Source organism: Curtobacterium sp. AC272 (assembly GCF_979258155.1).
The window spans coordinates 1,970,753-1,986,980 of record NZ_OZ409838.1 but is presented as its reverse complement, the minus strand read 5'-3'; the positions used below and the strand labels follow the sequence as shown (position 1 = coordinate 1,986,980).

Annotated in this window: 15 protein-coding genes and 2 pseudogenes; 8 read left to right on the top strand and 9 right to left on the bottom strand. The window is 71.0% G+C overall.

Annotated elements, in window-relative coordinates; genetic code table 11:
• Positions 1 to 17 precede the first annotated feature (17 nt).
• A pseudogene (locus ACZZ0J_RS10090) lies at positions 18 to 487 on the top strand (cupin domain-containing protein).
• A 42-nt stretch (positions 488 to 529) separates the two neighbouring features.
• On the opposite strand, the gene ACZZ0J_RS10085 reads toward ACZZ0J_RS10090, so the two are convergent.
• From ACZZ0J_RS10085 to ACZZ0J_RS10075, 3 genes are all read right to left on the bottom strand, one after another.
• Positions 530 to 1,105, bottom strand: coding sequence for a hypothetical protein (locus ACZZ0J_RS10085; protein ID WP_463436629.1), 576 nt, complete (start codon positions 1,103 to 1,105; stop codon positions 530 to 532).
• Complete coding sequence (locus tag ACZZ0J_RS10080) at positions 1,102 to 1,725, bottom strand: hypothetical protein (protein WP_463436627.1); 624 nt, start codon at positions 1,723 to 1,725, stop codon at positions 1,102 to 1,104. The genes ACZZ0J_RS10085 and ACZZ0J_RS10080 overlap by 4 nt, the downstream gene beginning before the upstream one ends.
• 152 nt (positions 1,726 to 1,877) lie before the next feature.
• Positions 1,878 to 2,369, bottom strand: coding sequence for a hypothetical protein (locus tag ACZZ0J_RS10075; protein ID WP_463436625.1), 492 nt, complete (start codon positions 2,367 to 2,369; stop codon positions 1,878 to 1,880).
• A 331-nt stretch (positions 2,370 to 2,700) separates the two neighbouring features.
• Between ACZZ0J_RS10075 and ACZZ0J_RS10070 the strand changes: the two genes are divergently transcribed.
• Genes ACZZ0J_RS10070 through ACZZ0J_RS10060 form a run of 3 tightly spaced genes read left to right on the top strand, consistent with a single transcriptional unit; the run spans position 2,701 to position 5,178 of the window.
• Positions 2,701 to 3,522 carry an ABC transporter substrate-binding protein gene (locus tag ACZZ0J_RS10070; protein ID WP_463436623.1) on the top strand — a complete coding sequence of 274 codons (822 nt, stop codon included), beginning with the start codon at positions 2,701 to 2,703 and terminating at the stop codon, positions 3,520 to 3,522.
• 4 nt (positions 3,523 to 3,526) lie between these two features.
• Positions 3,527 to 4,405, top strand: coding sequence for an amino acid ABC transporter permease (locus tag ACZZ0J_RS10065; protein ID WP_463436621.1), 879 nt, complete (start codon positions 3,527 to 3,529; stop codon positions 4,403 to 4,405).
• Positions 4,402 to 5,178 carry an amino acid ABC transporter ATP-binding protein gene (locus ACZZ0J_RS10060; protein WP_463436619.1) on the top strand — a complete coding sequence of 259 codons (777 nt, stop codon included), beginning with the start codon at positions 4,402 to 4,404 and terminating at the stop codon, positions 5,176 to 5,178. The genes ACZZ0J_RS10065 and ACZZ0J_RS10060 overlap by 4 nt, the downstream gene beginning before the upstream one ends.
• A 147-nt stretch (positions 5,179 to 5,325) precedes the next feature.
• On the opposite strand, the gene ACZZ0J_RS10055 is transcribed toward ACZZ0J_RS10060, so the two are convergent.
• Positions 5,326 to 6,291, bottom strand: a complete 966-nt coding sequence (locus ACZZ0J_RS10055) for an NAD(P)H-quinone oxidoreductase (protein ID WP_194647563.1) — start codon at positions 6,289 to 6,291, stop codon at positions 5,326 to 5,328.
• Positions 6,292 to 6,347: 56 nt separating this feature from the next.
• Here ACZZ0J_RS10055 and ACZZ0J_RS10050 point away from each other — a divergent pair, with 56 nt between their 5' ends.
• Both ACZZ0J_RS10050 and ACZZ0J_RS10045 read left to right on the top strand, forming a co-directional pair.
• A complete protein-coding gene (locus tag ACZZ0J_RS10050) occupies positions 6,348 to 6,815 on the top strand; it encodes a hypothetical protein (protein ID WP_463436617.1) in 468 nt (155 codons plus the stop codon).
• A complete protein-coding gene (locus tag ACZZ0J_RS10045) occupies positions 6,815 to 7,300 on the top strand; it encodes a hypothetical protein (RefSeq protein WP_194647564.1) in 486 nt (161 codons plus the stop codon). The genes ACZZ0J_RS10050 and ACZZ0J_RS10045 overlap by 1 nt, the downstream gene beginning before the upstream one ends.
• A gap of 77 nt (positions 7,301 to 7,377) precedes the next feature.
• Here ACZZ0J_RS10045 and ACZZ0J_RS10040 read toward each other — a convergent pair.
• The 5 genes and pseudogenes from ACZZ0J_RS10040 to ACZZ0J_RS10020 all read right to left on the bottom strand — a co-directional run bounded on the left by ACZZ0J_RS10040 (position 7,378) and on the right by ACZZ0J_RS10020 (position 11,259).
• A pseudogene (locus tag ACZZ0J_RS10040) lies at positions 7,378 to 8,255 on the bottom strand (aldo/keto reductase).
• 158 nt (positions 8,256 to 8,413) lie between these two features.
• Positions 8,414 to 9,013: an FAD-dependent monooxygenase gene (locus ACZZ0J_RS10035; RefSeq protein WP_463436614.1), complete on the bottom strand. Its 600-nt coding sequence runs from the start codon at positions 9,011 to 9,013 to the stop codon at positions 8,414 to 8,416.
• On the bottom strand, positions 9,004 to 9,660 hold the full coding sequence (locus ACZZ0J_RS10030) for an FAD-dependent monooxygenase (protein WP_463436612.1): 657 nt from the start codon (positions 9,658 to 9,660) through the stop codon (positions 9,004 to 9,006). Before ACZZ0J_RS10030 ends, ACZZ0J_RS10035 begins: the two co-directional genes overlap by 10 nt.
• A gap of 248 nt (positions 9,661 to 9,908) precedes the next feature.
• Positions 9,909 to 10,376 (bottom strand): DUF6264 family protein, encoded by a 468-nt coding sequence (locus ACZZ0J_RS10025; protein WP_111086304.1) that lies wholly within the window; start codon positions 10,374 to 10,376, stop codon positions 9,909 to 9,911.
• A gap of 10 nt (positions 10,377 to 10,386) precedes the next feature.
• Positions 10,387 to 11,259: an HpcH/HpaI aldolase/citrate lyase family protein gene (locus tag ACZZ0J_RS10020; RefSeq protein ID WP_111086303.1), complete on the bottom strand. Its 873-nt coding sequence runs from the start codon at positions 11,257 to 11,259 to the stop codon at positions 10,387 to 10,389.
• A gap of 267 nt (positions 11,260 to 11,526) precedes the next feature.
• Here ACZZ0J_RS10020 and ACZZ0J_RS10015 point away from each other — a divergent pair, with 267 nt between their 5' ends.
• On the top strand, positions 11,527 to 15,264 hold the full coding sequence (locus tag ACZZ0J_RS10015; RefSeq protein WP_463438173.1) for an AAA family ATPase: 3,738 nt from the start codon (positions 11,527 to 11,529) through the stop codon (positions 15,262 to 15,264).
• A 367-nt stretch (positions 15,265 to 15,631) separates the two neighbouring features.
• Positions 15,632 to 16,216, top strand: a complete 585-nt coding sequence (locus tag ACZZ0J_RS10010) for a CDP-alcohol phosphatidyltransferase family protein (protein ID WP_123671537.1) — start codon at positions 15,632 to 15,634, stop codon at positions 16,214 to 16,216.
• The last annotated feature ends 12 nt before the right edge of the window (positions 16,217 to 16,228 follow it).

Below are 16,228 nucleotides of genomic sequence, written 5' to 3'. Positions count from 1 at the left end.
ACCGCACCCGCCCCGGCATGGCCGCCCGTCGCACCGTCGACGGCGAACTGATCGAGTGGCTCGACGTGCCGAAGCGTGCCATCGCCCTCGGCATGGAGCCGCACCCCGAGGGCGGTTGGTACGTCCGCACCTGGACCTCGCCGGCCACGGTGACGACGCCCGCGGGGACCGCCCCGCCGCGACGCTGATCCACTTCCTGCTGCCCCCGGGCGAGGCCTCGGCCTGGCACCGGGTGACGAGCGACGAGATCTGGATGTGGCACGGTCCGGACACCGTCGAGCTCGAACTCGGCGGCTCCGGCGATGCTCCCGAGCCCGGCGCGCGGATCACCCTCGGGCCGGACGCCGGACGTGACCGGGTGAACGACGCGCAGGCCTTCGTGCGCGGTGGTGTGTGGCAGCGGACGATCCCGAACGACGGCGAGGTGCTGCTGAGCTGCCTCGTGTCGCCGGGGTTCTCGTTCGAGGACTTCACGATGGCCGACTGACCCACCACATCTGTGACCGCGGCGTCGAGTGGCGAGGGTTGGTCAGCGGATTGCTGCGTTGTCCCAGACGTTCCGCACGAATCCAGCAACACATGGAAGCAACGGGCCAGCCATGAGGGCCGTGGTTGCGAGCAGCGTTGCCGCCTGCAGGGCCAGGAACAACTCGAGCCACAGCGGCACGAACCCGCCCAGCGCCCACGACACCGCCAGGATCGCCGTGAGCGACGACCCCACGCGCAGCATCTTCATCGGAGATCTGCTCCATGTGACGAGCGCGGCGGCCGCGAACGCCAGCGGCACGAGCGCGTGCAACGCGGTCGACAGCGGGAGCCACAGATCGGTGCCGAGAGCCGGCGACTGTGTCACGACGAACCCCGCCACGGATGCGGCGGCGATGCCGGGTGCGAGATCACGTGCACGCACCGCGAACACCATGCACGCCGATCCAGCGAGCAACGCCAACGCGACGAAGAACGCCGCCGCGCCGAAGCCGAACAGGTGGGAGCCACCGAAGCCGAGCAGGTTGTCGACGGACAGGACGGTGCTGCTGAGTGATGCGATCGTTCCGGTGGCCGCGACCGCGGTGCGATCCGAAGCAGGCCTGGACGTGCTCGTCACGGGCTTCCCTCGACTGGACTCACGGTGGCGGCCACCTTCTCGTACGCGGTCGCGCACTTCGCCTTGAGGCGAGGACCGATCGGTGAGAGCGCTGCTACCCATCGCTCCGTGTCCGGGACCTTGCGGATGCGGTCCCTGCCGAGGCTGTCGACTGCTGCGTGCACTTCGGCAGTGACGGCCGGGAACAACCGGTCGTACTGGGCCGCTGTCTCGTTGCGCCCACCCGGATGGTTCACGTACCGCTCTCCCTCGCTCGCGACGAACTGCGTGCAGGTGGTGAGGTACTCCTGCTCCGCTGTCAGCTTCGTGGGGGACCCGGCATCCCCGGCGATCTTCGGCGCGTCTGGAGGAGCGTCCAACGCCGCGACGATGGCAGGTGGTCCGATCACGTACCAGTTCTCACCGCGAGCGACGGCACGTTCCCCGTTGAACGTGTCGGCCCAGTCCTCAAGCGTCTGCGGAACGGACGCGGTGTGAGCGTAGGCGCGGACGAACGTTGCATCACCACCGTTGAAGCAATCGAATCCCCGCATCGCGTCCCAGAAGGCAAGGTCATCGAGCAACGCGTCGGCGTCTTCGCACGGCACGGAATCGCGGAGCCGATCAGCGATCGACTGCATCGAAGCCACGTCGAGCGCAGGCTCGTCGGGCCGGGGCGCCGGGCCGGAAGGAGCCGCTCGAAGTTCGCCGGATGCGCAACCCGACAGAAGAGCTGCGGCGACGCAGCTCGAGGCGATGACCCCGAGCCCGCGTCGCCGCATGCTGTGCCGTGTCACTGCCACTGCACGCCGGCCCAGCCGACCGCGGTGAGCCCCTTCATCTTCTTGGTGCCGGCAACATTGCCCCACGCAACGGTCTTCGTCTGCCCCGAGCCACAGCCGATCGCCGTCCAGGTGGGTGCGTGCTTGGAGTTGAACCCCTTGCCCCAGATGCAGGGGTTGGTGGTACCCATGTGCTTGTACCACTTGTACGGGGCCCGCGCTGCGGCGTTCCAGCCGATCACGTTGCAGCCGTTGACGGACTGGCCCATGACCGGTAGCACCGTGAAGGCGCGGTCCTTGCAGTTACCGGACTGGGTCGTGGGGCCGTCGCCGACCATCACGACCTCACTGTCGGGATCAAAGCTCCCATCGACCACGACGTGTGGCGGGATCGAGGCCCGTAGGAGTTCATCGCTTGCATGTGCCGGGACGGCGGGAGCCAGCACTGAAGCCGCGACTGCGGTCGACACGAGTACAGCAGAAAATGTGTTCTTCTTGGTCATCTCTCACCCTTGAGCAGCCGGTGAAGTGTTACCGGATGCACACATACTGCACGGTGACAGCGATCTGGGCAACCCGTCTCTTGGCCGGACGAGAAGTCGTTGCCGTGACCTCCCGCGTCGTCGACGTTGGGTCGGCATCGGAGGCTGATGCGCGATCGGCTGGGACTGCAGATCTCGGCTGATCGCCTGGTGCGCTCGGCGCGACGCGGTCGTCGTTCGGCGGGACAGAGCGGAGGACGTTCGAGTCACGAGGAGCGCCCGGAGTCGCGTTGGTATCCCAGCGCGAAGTACACTTCGACCTGCCCCCACCCCCTCGCACGAAGGCCCGACCGTGACCCGATCCCTCCGCTTCACCCTCGCCGTCGCAACAGCTGCGGTCGCCGCCCTCGCCCTGACGTCGTGCGCTGCCGGCAGCGGCAGCAACGACGACGGCACCGTCACCGACGGCAAGCTGACGATCGCCACCGGCGAGCCGGCGTACTCGCCGTGGATCGAGGACAACAAGCCGGAGTCCGGCAAGGGCTTCGAGTCCGCCGTGGCCTACGCGGTCGCGAAGGAGCTGGGCTACGCCGAGTCCGACGTCGTGTGGAAGCGCAGCACCTTCGACAGCGCGATCGCACCGGGCCCGAAGGACTGGGACCTCAACGTCCAGCAGTTCTCGATCGACGCGAAGCGCAAGAAGGCCGTCGACATGTCGAGCGCGTACTACACGACCACGCAGGCCGTGGTGACGACCAGCACCTCGAAGGCCGTCGACGACACGAGCATCGCCACGCTCAAGAAGGATGCGATCGGCGTCGCCACCGGGTCCACGTCGATCGCCAGCGTGAAGAGCGTGCTGGGGATCACCCCGCAGGTCTTCAACTCGAACGACGACGCCGTGCTCGCGCTGAAGTCGGGCCAGATCGACGCGATCGTCACGGACCTGCCGACGGCGTTCTACATGGCGGCAGCGCAGCTCGACGACGGCACGGTGTCGGCGCAGTTCCCGTCCGACGGCACGGGTGACCAGTTCGGCTTCGTCCTGCCGAAGGGCTCGGAGCTCACGAGCAAGGTCGACAAGGCGCTCAAGACGCTCAAGGACGACGGCACGCTCGAGGACCTGCAGACCAAGTGGCTCTCCTCGGAGACCAACACCCCGGTCCTGAAGTAACCGCATGACCGTGCCAGCAGGCGCCGGTACCCCGGTCGTCGCAGCCGCGCCGAGCCAGGTCGAGGCCGAGCGGCGGCTCTACCGCCGGCAGCGTGGACGCCGGTCGATCGTGGTGTCGGTGGTGTCGACGCTCGTGGTGATCGCGATCGCCTACTTCGGCGTCGTGAACACTCCCGGCTGGGCAGCGGTCCAGCAGTCGTTCTTCGACCCGCAGACCGCGATCGACACGTTCCCGGACATCCTGCTGGGCCTCTGGCTGAACGTCAGGATCCTGTTCTTCAGCGCCATCGGCGTCGCCGTGTTCGGCACGCTGCTCGCAGTGGTGCGGGGTCTGCGGAACCCGGTCTTCTTCCCGCTGCGGATGCTCGCCACCGGGTACACGGACCTGTTCCGCGGCCTGCCGCTCATCATCGTGCTGTACCTGGTCGGCTACGGGATCCCGGGCCTCGGGGTGTTCCCGCGGTTGCCCGCCGAGGTCTGGGGCACCATCGCGATCGTCCTGACGTACTCGTCGTACATCGCCGAGGTCCTGCGTGCCGGCATGGAGGCGGTGCACCCCTCGCAGCGTCTGGCCGCGCGGTCGCTCGGGCTCTCGCACGCCAAGACGCTGCGGCTCGTGGTGCTGCCGCAGGCGATCCGCAAGGTCACGCCGGCACTGATGAACGACTTCGTCTCGATGCAGAAGGACGTCGGCCTGGTGTCGATCCTCGGCGCCGTCGACGCGGTCCGTTCGGCGCAGATCGCGCAGGCGGAGACCTACAACTTCACGCCGTACTTCGTCGCGGGGCTGCTGTTCGTGGTGATCAGCCTGCCGCTGATCCGCGTCACGGACGCGATCGCGCGCCGCCAGCAGCGGCGCGAGCAGATCGGAGGGACCGTATGAGCGAGGTCGGCCAGGAGGCCCGTGGTGGGTCGGGTGCGGACGCTGCGGTCCTCGAACTACGCGGGTTGCGCAAGGCCTTCGGCGAGCACGAGGTCCTGCGCGGCATCGACCTGACGCTGCACCGCCACGAGGTCATCTGCGTCATCGGGGCGTCCGGCTCGGGCAAGTCGACCCTGCTCAAGACGGTGAACCTGCTCGAGGGCATCGACGACGGCGAGATCCTGCTGCAGGGGACCGACATCGCCGATCCCCGCATCGCGGTCGACGGCGTCCGGGCGCGGATCGGCGTGGTCTTCCAGCAGTTCAACCTGTTCCCGCACATGCGCGTGCTCGACAACGTGACGCTCGCCTCACGGCAGGTGCACGGCGTCGGCCGGGCCGAGGCCGAGGCGACCGCGCGTCGGCTGCTCGAACGGATCGGGCTCGCGGAGTTCGCCGACGCCTACCCGGACCGGCTCTCCGGCGGCCAGCAGCAGCGTGTGGCCATCGTCCGGGCGATCGCGTCCGACCCCGAGCTCCTGCTGCTCGACGAGGTCACGAGCGCGCTCGACCCCCAGCTCGTCGGTGAGGTGCTCGACCTGGTCACCGAGCTGAAGCGGCAGGGGTCGACGATCCTGATGACCACGCACGAGATGCACTTCGCACGGAACGTGGCCGACCGGATCGTGTTCCTGCACCGTGGCGAGGTCGTCGAGCAGGGCGTCCCCGCCGAGGTCCTGGATTCCCCGCAGCACCCGGCGCTGGTCGAGTTCCTCTCCCGCGTCCACGCCTGACCGTTCCGGCGGAGCCGTGGCAGCCGAGCCCCGCGCCCCGCGCCCCGCGCCGGCCATCGCGCCCCGGTGTGCGGGGGCGCAGTGTCCGCAGCGGGGCGCGACGTCGACCGGCCAGCTGCGCGACCCGGGCGCAGCCCGCCCGCACGCCTAGAGCGTCAGCAGCACCTTCCCGACGACCTCGCCGTCGCGGACCTTCCGGTGCGCTTCCTCGACCTCGGCGAGCGGCAGGACGGTGTCGATCACCGGTCGGACGCTGCCGTCGGCGACGAAGGGCCAGACGTGCTCACGGACGGCGGCGACGATCGCGGCCTTCTCGGCGAGCGGCCGGGCGCGCAGGGTCGTCCCGCTGATCGACGCCCGCTTCCGCATCAGCGCGCCGAGGTCGAGCTCGGCGGTGCTGCCGCTGCCCGAGGCGATGACGGCGATGTGCCCGTTGGGGGCGAGGGCCTGCAGGTTCCGCGCCAAGTAGGACGGTCCGACGACGTCGAGCACCACGTCGACCCCGACGCCGTCCGTGAACGCGAGCACGCGCTCCACGAAGTCCTCGGTGCGGTGGTCGACCACCAGATCGGCACCCAGGTCGCGCGACGCCTGGACCTTTCGGTCACCGCCGCTCGTCGCGATCACCGTGGCACCGAGGGCCTTCGCCCACAGGACGGCGTGCGAGCCCATGCCGCCGGTGCCACCGTGCACGAGCAGGGTCTGACCGGGGCGGAGTCCGGCGAGCATGCCGATGTTCGAGTACACGGTGCAGGCGGCTTCGGGCAGGCCGGCAGCCTCGACCAGGTCGACCGAGTCGGGGACCGGCAGCACCTGCGTCGCGGGAGCCACGACGAGCGAGGCGTAGCCGCCGCCGGACAGCAGGGCGCACACGCGGTCGCCGACGGCCACCGAGGTCACCCCTTCGCCGAGGGCCCGGACGGTGCCGGAGACCTCGAGCCCGAGGATCTCCGAGGCCCCGGGCGGCGGCGGGTAGTTCCCCGCGCGCTGCTGCAGGTCGGCGTTGTTCACCCCGGCGGCGGCGACCTCGATGAGCACCTCACCCGCGGCGGGCACCGGGTCGGGCAGGTCGGTCACGGACATGGTGGTGTCGTCGAACGTGATGGCGCGCATGCCCTCGACGGTACGCCGGGCGGCCGGTCATCCTGTGAGTGCCCCATGTACGCTCGATGACGGATCTGCACCTCATCCGGGGGAGTGCGGACCGATCGAGGGGACTCTCCACCATGCCGAAGAACAAGCTCATCGCGCTCGCCACCGCCGGCCTCGCGCTCACCCTGCTCGCCGGTTGCTCGACCGGGCCGTCGAAGGCCGACCAGTGCACCCAGTTCGAGAAGACGGTCAAGTCCGCCGCCGAGGGCGTGCAGTCCGAGGCCGCGAACCTGCAGTCCGACCCGGACGCCGCCGTCACGAAGCTCAAGGAGCTCGACGAGAAGATCTCCGACGGCGTCGACGACCTGTCCGACGACGACCTGCAGGACAAGGGCGAGGCGTTCGAGGACGCCTACGGCGACCTCGTCGACCAGATCGAGGACATCGCGAAGGACCCGCAGTCGGCCGACGTCTCGGCGCTCACGAAGTCCAGCACCAAGGTGCAGGATGCCGGCAACGCCTTCCAGAAGGAGTGCAACTCCTGATGCGTCGCACCCTCACCGCGGTGACCACGGCGCTCGTCGCCGTGGCGCTGCTTGCGGGCTGCTCCGGCGGCTCGTCCGGCGACGGCGGCTCGACCGACGACGGCGCCTCGGCGGAGACGTCGAAGACGTCCGCACCGTCGAAGACCTCGGCCGCTGCGCCCGCGCAGACGAAGACCGAGGCGTGTGCCCTGGTCGAGAACGAGCTCAAGTCGTTCATCGCCGAGCAGACGTCGTCCTCAGCACCGGCGGACCCCGCAGCACGGGCGAAGCTCGTCGGCGAGTTCACCGACCGTCTCGACGCGGCACTGCCGAAGGTCACCAACGACGACGTCCACGACGCCTTCGAGGACTTCACCGAGGACGCGAAGGAGTACGCCTCGGCGCTCACCTCCAGCGGCTCGAGCGACTCCACCGAGGCGAAGGACGCCCAGACCGACGTGCAGTCCTCGCTGAACGAGGTCTCGGCGGTCTGCCCGAGCAACTAGCCGGACACCAGGTCCCGACACCACGACGCCCCGCAGCTCCGACCGGAACTGCGGGGCGTCGTCGTGCCGGGGACGCCTCAGACGGCCGCCGGCTGCGACGCGTCCAGGCGGGCGACGTCCTCCGGCCGCAGCTTCACGGTCGGTGCGGTCAGCGAGTTGAGGATCGACTGCGGCCGCGAGGCCCCGGGGATCGGGACGACCACGTCGCTCTTCTGCAGCTCCCACGCGAGCGCGATCACCTGCGGGGTCACGCCGCGGTCGCGTGCGATGTAGGCAAAGTCCTCGTAGGCGGTGCCGAGGTCGGCGGCGTTCGCGATGCCACCGAGGGGCTCCACGGCAGGAACGCGATCCCGAGCTCGTCGCAGAGCTCGAGTTCCGGCTCGCTCGACCGGAACTTCGGCGAGAACTGGTTCTGCACCGAGGCGAGTCGGCCGTCGAGGACCTCGTTCGCCGTCCGGATCTGGTCGGGGTCCGCGTTCGAGATGCCGGCCATCCGGATGACGCCCTCGTCGAGCAGCTCGCCGAGCGCGCCGACCGACTCGGCGTACGGAACGGCGGGGTCCGGACGGTGGAACTGGTACAGGCCGATCGCCTCGACGCCGAGGCGCTTCGCCGATGCCCTCGCCGCCTGCTTCAGGTACTCGGGGTGGCCGTTCTGCGCCCAGGCGCCGGCCTCCGGTCGCAGGTGGCCGCCCTTCGTGGCGATGAGGATCGACTCGGTGTCGCCGTGGAACTCGCGGACCGCCCGGGCGATGAGCTCCTCGTTGTGCCCCACCTCGTCGTGGGCGGCCAAGTGGTACGCGTCCGCGGTGTCGATGAGCGTGACACCGTTCTCGAGCGCGGCGTGGATGGTCGCGATGGACTGTCGTTCGTCGGGGCGCCCCTCGATCGACATGGGCATCCCGCCCAGACCGATGGCGCTGACCGACACGTCTCCGATGACTCGTTGCTTCATGGCCCCAGCATGCGCCGGGGTGCGCGGTCGCGCACAGGGTGCGTCGCGCAGTGGTCGTGACCGACCGCCGACCGGGAGGCCCGTGGCGGCCCCGCCCCGCGCCTCCCGTCCGCCGTCCGGTCCCGTCCACCGCACCCACGCCGTTCTGCGTCGGTCGCTCAGCGCCGCGCCCAGCTGGGCGCGTGCTCCGGCAGCGGCCCGAACGCGATGCCCCGGGCGTAGAGGCCCCGCGACGGCGGCACGTACCGGGCGAGCAGCACGGGCAGCAGCGGTGGCCCGTCCTGCAGCCGTCCGGCGAAGGCCCGCTCGAACACGACGCGGTGCAGCACGGCCTGCGCCGACTGGATGACCACTGCCGGCGGCCTCCGACGACGCTGCACCGCGGCCAGCGCACCGTCCAGCCCCGCACCACGGAGCCCACGCTGCAACGACGGAACCAGGATCGCGGCCGTCGCCACGGCGTCCTGCACCGCGAGGTTGATCCCCACCCCACCCGCGGGCGACATCGCGTGGGCCGCGTCGCCGATGCACAGCAGCCCCGGCCGCCACCACCGCCGCAACCGGTCCATCCGGACGTCGAGCACGTGCACGTCGTCCATCGACCCGATCGTGTCTACCCGGTCGGCGAAGTCCGGACGGAGCCGGGCCACCCGCTCCCGGAAGGCAATGACGCCCCGGGCCCGCAGCGTCGCGTCCGAGCCCTTCGGGGCGAAGTACGCGACCTGGTGGTAGTCGGGCCGCGGGAAGCTCAGCAGCACGTCCTTCCCCGAGAACGCGGGGTCAGGGTGCTCGCCGCGTCGCCCGACCGCCGAGGGAGCCGGAACCACCAGGTGTCGAACGGCACCGGGAACGCCCGCGGCACGAGCCCCGCTGCCCGGCGCAGGACCGAGTTCCGTCCGTCGCACGCGATCACGACGTCGGCGCGGAGCTCCTCGGGTTCGCCGCTGCCGTCGCGCGTGCGGAGATGGACCCCGGTGACGGTGCCGTTCTCCTCGATGAGCCCGGTCGCCGCGCGGCCCATCGCGATGTCGAACGACGGTTCCTGCCGGGCAGCGGTCACGAGCAGGTCGAGCAGGTCCCACTGCGGCACCATCGCCACGTGGTCGTACGGGGGATCGAGCCGTGAGAAGTCGCCGAGCAGCAGTCGTGACCCGTCGGGCATCGGCAGGGAGAAGTCGTCGAGCCGTGACTGCGGCAGGGCCCGGAAGCGCTCGCCGAGGCCGAGCTCGTCGAGCAGCCGGATCGTCGAGGCGTGCACGGTGTCGCCCCGGAAGTCCCGGTTGAAGTCGTCGTGCTGCTCGACGACGCGCACGGCGATGCCGGCCCGGGCGAGCAGCAGCCCGAGGACGACCCCGGCGGGGCCGCCACCGACCACCGCGACCGTCGTCCGCGACACCGTCACCATGCCGTGGACGCTACGCCGTGTCGGACGGGAGGCCCGTGGCCGTGTCCGCCACGGGCCTCCCGTCCGTCGCCGCGTCGCCTCTGCCCACGCGACGCGGTGCGACACCGTCGACGTCGTACGACGTCGACGGTGTCGCTGCTGCGCGCGCAACTGGTTGCGGTCGCAACGAACGACGAACTCGTTGTCGTACGACGTCGGTCGTGTCGTTCGGAATCGGGCCGGCGGGACCAGCGTGGTGCGCGACGGGGCTAGGCGCTCGCGGACACCGAGGACGACGCGGTCTCGTCGTCGGCGGCGTTCGCGAAGACGACCCCGCCCCACGTGATCACGGCGATCGCGAGCACGAAGCCGACCGCGGCGATCCACCACGACGACTTCCGACGGATCCACGCGCCGATCGCCAGCACGATCGTGGCGACGCCGATCACGAACGCGCCGCCGACGGCGATGGCCGTGCCGCCGATGTACCCGCCGGGCGAGCACCCGGCCGACGCATCGCAGGTCGCGGTCGCCGAGATGACCGCGATGATGCCGACGACGGCGGTGACGATCGTCATCACGGCACCGAAGGCCAGCAGCAGCACGGTGGAGATCCGGTCGGCGAGCTTCGCCGGCGGGAACAACGTGGTGCCGCTGCGCTCCCAGGCCGCGCGCTGCGGGTCCTGGGGGCCGGGCGAGGACTGCGGCGGACCGCCGGGGACGTTGGACCAGGTCATGGGAGCAGTCCTACCGCGCTTCCACGCCGAACGCCTGTGCGAGCCGCTGGATCTTCTGCGCCCGACCCAGGCGGGGCAGGTCGGAACCGTCGCGGATGACCTTGCCGCGGGCCTCGAAGTCGTCGAGGAAGTCCTGCGCCCAGGCGACGTCGGTCGGGGTGGGGGAGATGACCTCGTTGATGACGGGCAGCTGCTCGGTGTCCAGGCAGAGCTTGCCGGTCAGGCCGAGCGACACCGCGACCTGGGACTGCTCGCGCAGGATCGGGTGCGACGACCCCACCGTCGGGCCGTCGATCGGGCCGGGCAGGTCGCCGACGCGCGAGGCGACGACGAGCTTCGACCGCGGGTACGCCATCGCCAGGGTGTCGGCGCTCGTGCCGGTGTCGCGGCGGTAGTCGCCGGAGCCGAACGCCAGTCGGAACGCGCCCTGGGCCCGCGCGATCGAGACGGACTCCTCGATGCCGAGCGCCGACTCCACCAGCGCGATCACCGGGGTCTGGCCGCCGAGCCGGTGCCACGTGTCGGTGACCTGGGCCGGGGACTCGGTCTTCGCCAGCATCACGCCCTGCAGCCCGGGCAGGCCGCGGAGCTCCTCGACGTCGTCGGCCCAGAAGTCGGTCGTGACGTCGTTGATGCGGACCCAGGCCTCGCCACCACCGGCCAGCCACGCGGCGACGCCCTGCCGTGCCGAGGGCTTGGCTGCGGGGTCGACGGCGTCCTCGATGTCCAGGATGATCTGGTCGGCGCGGGACCGCTGGGACTTCTCGAACCGGTCGGTCGCGGTGCCGGAGACGAGCAGCCACGAGCGGGAGATCTCGGCTGGGACCGATCGACGCCGGTTCGGCGTGGGGGCGGACGGGGTGGTGCGGTCGTCGATGGCCATGTCCCGTTGGTACCACATCGGACGCGTCGGGCGCGGGCCCTGAGCGCTTCACCGTGCACCGGAAACCCCGAAACCTCGGTTCATTGCCAGAGAGGGCGCTCGTTCCCGCCTACAGTGTCGGATGTGTGGCGAGCGGACAGGGTGACCGACGGTGAGGACGACGTGAACGACGACGTCCCCGTCGAGGGTGCCCACGAGCGCCCCGACGACGAGCGAGACGACCGCGGTCAGCGAGACCACCGCGACGACCGAGACGAGCAGCAGGACGTGGACGAGGACCGGACCGACGACGAACCGGACCGCACGCTCCGCCCGGAACTGCAGCTGACCAGCCCGCAGGCGATCAGCCTCGGCGATCCCCGGCTGCAGGCGGGCAACGCGGCCGAACCGACGTGGGACGGCTGGCGCGGCCAGCTCACCGGCGTCGGCGGCACGAGCCCGCTCACCCACTTCAGCGACCACCCCCGCGCGCGCATCGAACTGTCGACGACGCACCCGGGCGGCCTCGCGCAGTTCATCACCGGCAAGACCACCCTGCTGTCCAGCCTGATCCGCGACGAGGTGGCGCTCCGAGCCGCCCGCGTCGCTGCCGGCCAGGTCGAGGCGAAGGGCACCGAGCTCGCCACCGTGCGCGGGATCGACGCCGTGAAGCTCGGCATCGGCATGGCCGACTGGAAGCACGGCGACGAGCAGTTCCGCGGCCCGGTGCTCCTGCGCCCGCTGGCGATCCGCCGCCACGGCCGTGACTTCGAGGTCCGGCTCCTCGGCGAACCGGTGCTCAACCCGGGTCTCGCCGATGCCCTGCACGAGCAGTTCGGCGTCATCCTCGACGCGCAGTCCTTCGTGGCGCTCGCGCAGCAGGACGGCTCGTTCACCCCGAACCCCGTCATCGACCGCCTGCGTGGCCTGACCGCGCACATCCCCGGCTTCTCCGTGCACGCCCGGCTCGTGGTCTCCACGTTCGCCGAGGTCGCGACCGGTCTGGTCGAGGACACCGGCGACCTGTCCCACCCCGTGCTCGACGCCCTGGCCGGCAACCCGAGCGCCAAGTGGCAGGTCGAGCAGTCGTACCACCCGGTCGAGCAGACCCCGTCGGACGAGCGCAGCCCGGAGACCGACACCCTGCTGCTCGACGCCGACGACGAGCAGGAGAACGTGATCGCGCAGATCGCGGCCGGCAACTCCATCGTCGTCAAGACCCTTCCCGGCACCGGCGGCACCCAGACGATCGTGAACGCCCTGGGCGGCCTGGTCGCCGCGAACAAGCGCGTCCTCGTGGTGAGCCCGCGCCGTGCGACCCTGCGGGGCATCGCCGCGCGCTTCGGCGAGGTCCAGCTGCCCGGCGTCGCGGTCACACCGTCGACCCTGCGCCGTGACGTCGTCCGTGCCATCGCCCGGAACGAGAAGGCGGCCCGTCCGAACCTGCGCGAGGTCGACGACGCCCTCGTCCGGCTCCGCAAGGTCCTGAAGGACTACCGCGGTTCGCTCACCCGCAAGGACGCCGACTTCGGCGTCTCGGTGCTCGACTGCCTGGTCGAGCTCTCGCGGCTGTCGCTCCTGCCGGTCCCGCCGTCGACGACCGCGCGGCTGTCGAAGCGGTCCGTGGCGTCCATGGTCGAGGGGCGCTCGCGCGTCGCCGAGACGATGGTCAGCGCGGCCAACCTCGGTGAGTTCCGCTACGGCCCCGACGACTCGCCCTGGTACGGCGCGAAGTTCTCCACCAGCGACGGCGCCCAGCGTGCCCACCGCATCGCGAAGGACCTCGACTCCGACGGGCTGCCGACGCTGCTCCGCCGCGCGCACGACCTCGTGAGCTCGACGCACATGCGCCAGTTCACGACGATCAACGAGCTCGGCATCTACCTGCGCCTGCTCACCGAGATCCGTGACACCCTCGACCGCTTCCTGCCGGTGGTCTTCGACCGCTCGGTGTCGGAGCTCGTCGCCGCCACCGCCCCACGTGGCGAGGGCGCTCCGATGTCGTCGACGAACCGCCGTCGCCTGAAGAAGCTCGCTCGTGAGTACGTCCGCCCCGGCGTGCACGTCTCCGACCTGCACGAGGCCCTGACCCGGGTGCAGCAGCAGCGCGTGCTGTGGCAGCGCTACGTCGCGGCCGGCGTGAACCCCGAGGTGCCCACGGGCATCGCGGACGTGCAGGTGCTGTTCTCGAACGTCGCCGAGGACCTCGCGCGGCTCGACGAGCCGCTCGGCCGGACCGACCGCGACCGTCAGCTCGCGAACACCCCGGTCGACCAGCTCCTCCCCACCATCGCCGAGCTCGCGGCCGAGTCCGACGTCCTGCACAACCTGCAGGAGCGCACCGAGCTCATGCAGACCCTGCGCGACCTGCAGCTCGAGCCGCTCATCACCGACCTGGCGAACCGCCACGTGCCGGACCTGCAGGTGCCGGCCGAGCTCGAGCTCGCCTGGTGGCAGTCCGCCCTCGAGACGATGCTCGAGTCCGACCGGGCCCTGCTCGGCGCGAACACCGACATGCTCGACCGGGTCGAGGCCGACTTCCGCCTCGTCGACGACGCCCACGCGGCCGGGGTCTCCCAGGGTCTGGCGTGGCAGCTCGCTGAGAACTGGAAGGTCGGACTCGTCGACTGGCCGGAAGAGGCCACCGCGCTGAAGACCCAGCTGCGCGAGGGTGCCATCACCTCGCGCCTGCTGCAGGACTCCGCACCGCACCTGTCCCGGTCGATCGCGCCCGTGTGGCTCGCGAGCCCGTACGAGGTCTCGCAGATCGCCGACACGATGCCGTTCGACACCGTGATCCTGGTCGACGCCGGCGCCGTGACCATCGCCGAGACCGTCGGAGCCGTCCGTCGTGCGCGCCAGACCGTCGTCTTCGGTGACCCGGTCACGCAGACGCCGTCGCCGTTCCGCATCGCGGTCGACCCCGAGCACCGTGCGCTGCAGGTCGACGAGGGCACCCTCGACGCCTTCCACGCCGACTCCGCCCTGGCGAAGCTCTCCACGCTGCTGCCGACCCTGTCGCTCTCGCGGTCGTACCGCGCCGGCGGCGAGGACCTGGCCGAGCTCGTGAACCGTCGCTTCTACGGCGGCAAGATCGAGTCGCTGCCGTGGGCCGGCTCGTTCCTCGGGCACGGCTCGATCGCGCTCGACTACGTCAGCGACGGCAAGGCCGTGCCGGACCCCGAGTCCGGCGCCGTCGAGAGCGTCGACGCCGAGGTGGACCGCGTGGTGCGCCTCGTCATCGACCACGCCCGCACCCGCCCGTCCGAGTCGCTCATGGTCATCACCGCTTCGGCGAAGCACGCCGTGCGCGTCGAGCAGGCCGTGCTGACCGCGGCGCAGGGCCACAAGGACCTGACCGAGTTCGTCATCGGCGACCGCGCCGAGCCGTTCATCGTGGCAACGCTCGAGCAGTCGGTGGCGCAGAGCCGCGACCGCGTCGTGTTCTCCATCGGCTACGGCCGCACCCCGCACGGCCGTGTCCTGCGCGACTTCGGTCCGCTCGGCAAGCCCGGCGGCGAGCGGCTGCTGGCGGTCGCGATGACCCGTGCGCGCCGCTCGATGGTGATCGTGACGTGCTTCCAGCCGTCCGACATCGAGGCCGAGCGCATGGGCCACGGCACCGTCGCCCTCGCCGAGATCCTGGCCGAGGTGCGTGCCCGCACCACCGCCGAGTACGTGCCGGACGACTCCGACCCGCTGCTCGTCGACCTGGCCCGACGACTCGAGATGCGCGGCATCCCGGTCGCGCTCGGCCACCGCGGCAAGCTCGGCCTGGTGGCCGCGCACGGCGGGGTCTGCGTCACGATCGAGACCGACGCGTCGCTGGTCAAGGGGTCGCTGCGCGAGTCGCTCCGCCTCCGCCCGGAGGTCCTGCGCCGACTCGGATGGCACTACGTCCGCGTGCACGCGTTCCAGCTGTTCTCCGACCCGGACCGCGTCGCGAACACCGTCGCCGCCGTGCTCGGTGTCGACCGTGGCGCCACGCAGGAGATCTCGATCCCGCCGATCCCCGCACGCCGATGAACACGCAGGATCTCGATCCCCGCGTGCCCGCCATCGGCCCCGCACGCCGATGACCGACCGGCCGAGTCGGCGGGCCTCCCGGCCCGCCGGTCCGGTGACGCCGGCGACGGACCAGCTGGTGGGCACGTGGACGCGAGCCGACGACGCGTCGTCAGCCGCGCCTCCCGTCCGGTCAGCGTCTCCGGAACACGACACGGACGACCTGTCGGGAGGCCCGGTGCGGCGCCGCAGACGCGTCACCACCCAGCCGGTGCCGGGTTCGGACCCCACCCCCGCACCGGAGCCGGCGCGGCACGGAACCGGCGAGAACGATGTCCGTCTCCGGGCGGACGTCCCGCCCCACTGGTAGCAGGTAGCCTGGCCTGCGATGACTGACACCGTGCGGGAGCGCCCCGACTGGCAGACCTGGCCGAACCTGATCTCGCTGTTCCGGCTGCTGCTGATCCCGGTCTTCGTGTGGCTCGTCGTCGCCGGACACCCGGGCTGGGCGTTGGTCGCACTCGTCGTCATCGGCGTGAGCGACTGGGCGGACGGCTTCATCGCACGCAAGTTCGACCAGGGCTCGAAGCTCGGCAAGGCGATCGACCCCGTCGCCGACCGACTCGCCATCATCGCGATCGTGCTGTCGCTCGTGCTGACCGGCCTGCTGCCGTGGTGGGTCGTCGCCGTCGTCGTGCTCGTCGACCTGGTGCTCGTGGTGCTCTCCAGCGTGCTGTTCCACGGCAACCCGGACCTCGACGTCACGTGGACCGGCAAGATCCGCTCCGCGCTGCTCTTCGTGGGCCTGCCGGTGCTGCTGTTCTCGGCCGTGCACGCCGTCGACGAGAACGCGCCGTGGGTGCGGGTCGTCGCACTGGTCTTCGTCTACCTCGGCACCGTGGGCCACGTCCTCGCCGGCATCCAGTACGCCGTCGCGATGTTCGCCAAGCGGCGAGCGGTCACGGCCGCCTGACGCGCCCCCTGC

What these genes read in the sequence shown, in the direction of transcription:
- ACZZ0J_RS10080 (WP_463436627.1), bottom strand. Translation starts at nt 1,725, where the DNA reads ATGCAGTCGATCGCTGATCGGCTCCGCGATTCCGTGCCGTGCGAAGAC.
- ACZZ0J_RS10075 (WP_463436625.1), bottom strand. Translation starts at nt 2,369, where the DNA reads ATGACCAAGAAGAACACATTTTCTGCTGTACTCGTGTCGACCGCAGTC.
- ACZZ0J_RS10065 (WP_463436621.1), top strand. Translation starts at nt 3,527, where the DNA reads ATGACCGTGCCAGCAGGCGCCGGTACCCCGGTCGTCGCAGCCGCGCCG.
- ACZZ0J_RS10060 (WP_463436619.1), top strand. Translation starts at nt 4,402, where the DNA reads ATGAGCGAGGTCGGCCAGGAGGCCCGTGGTGGGTCGGGTGCGGACGCT.
- ACZZ0J_RS10055 (WP_194647563.1), bottom strand. Translation starts at nt 6,291, where the DNA reads ATGCGCGCCATCACGTTCGACGACACCACCATGTCCGTGACCGACCTG.
- ACZZ0J_RS10050 (WP_463436617.1), top strand. Translation starts at nt 6,348, where the DNA reads ATGACGGATCTGCACCTCATCCGGGGGAGTGCGGACCGATCGAGGGGA.
- ACZZ0J_RS10045 (WP_194647564.1), top strand. Translation starts at nt 6,815, where the DNA reads ATGCGTCGCACCCTCACCGCGGTGACCACGGCGCTCGTCGCCGTGGCG.
- ACZZ0J_RS10030 (WP_463436612.1), bottom strand. Translation starts at nt 9,660, where the DNA reads ATGGTGACGGTGTCGCGGACGACGGTCGCGGTGGTCGGTGGCGGCCCC.
- ACZZ0J_RS10025 (WP_111086304.1), bottom strand. Translation starts at nt 10,376, where the DNA reads ATGACCTGGTCCAACGTCCCCGGCGGTCCGCCGCAGTCCTCGCCCGGC.
- ACZZ0J_RS10020 (WP_111086303.1), bottom strand. Translation starts at nt 11,259, where the DNA reads ATGGCCATCGACGACCGCACCACCCCGTCCGCCCCCACGCCGAACCGG.
- ACZZ0J_RS10010 (WP_123671537.1), top strand. Translation starts at nt 15,632, where the DNA reads ATGACTGACACCGTGCGGGAGCGCCCCGACTGGCAGACCTGGCCGAAC.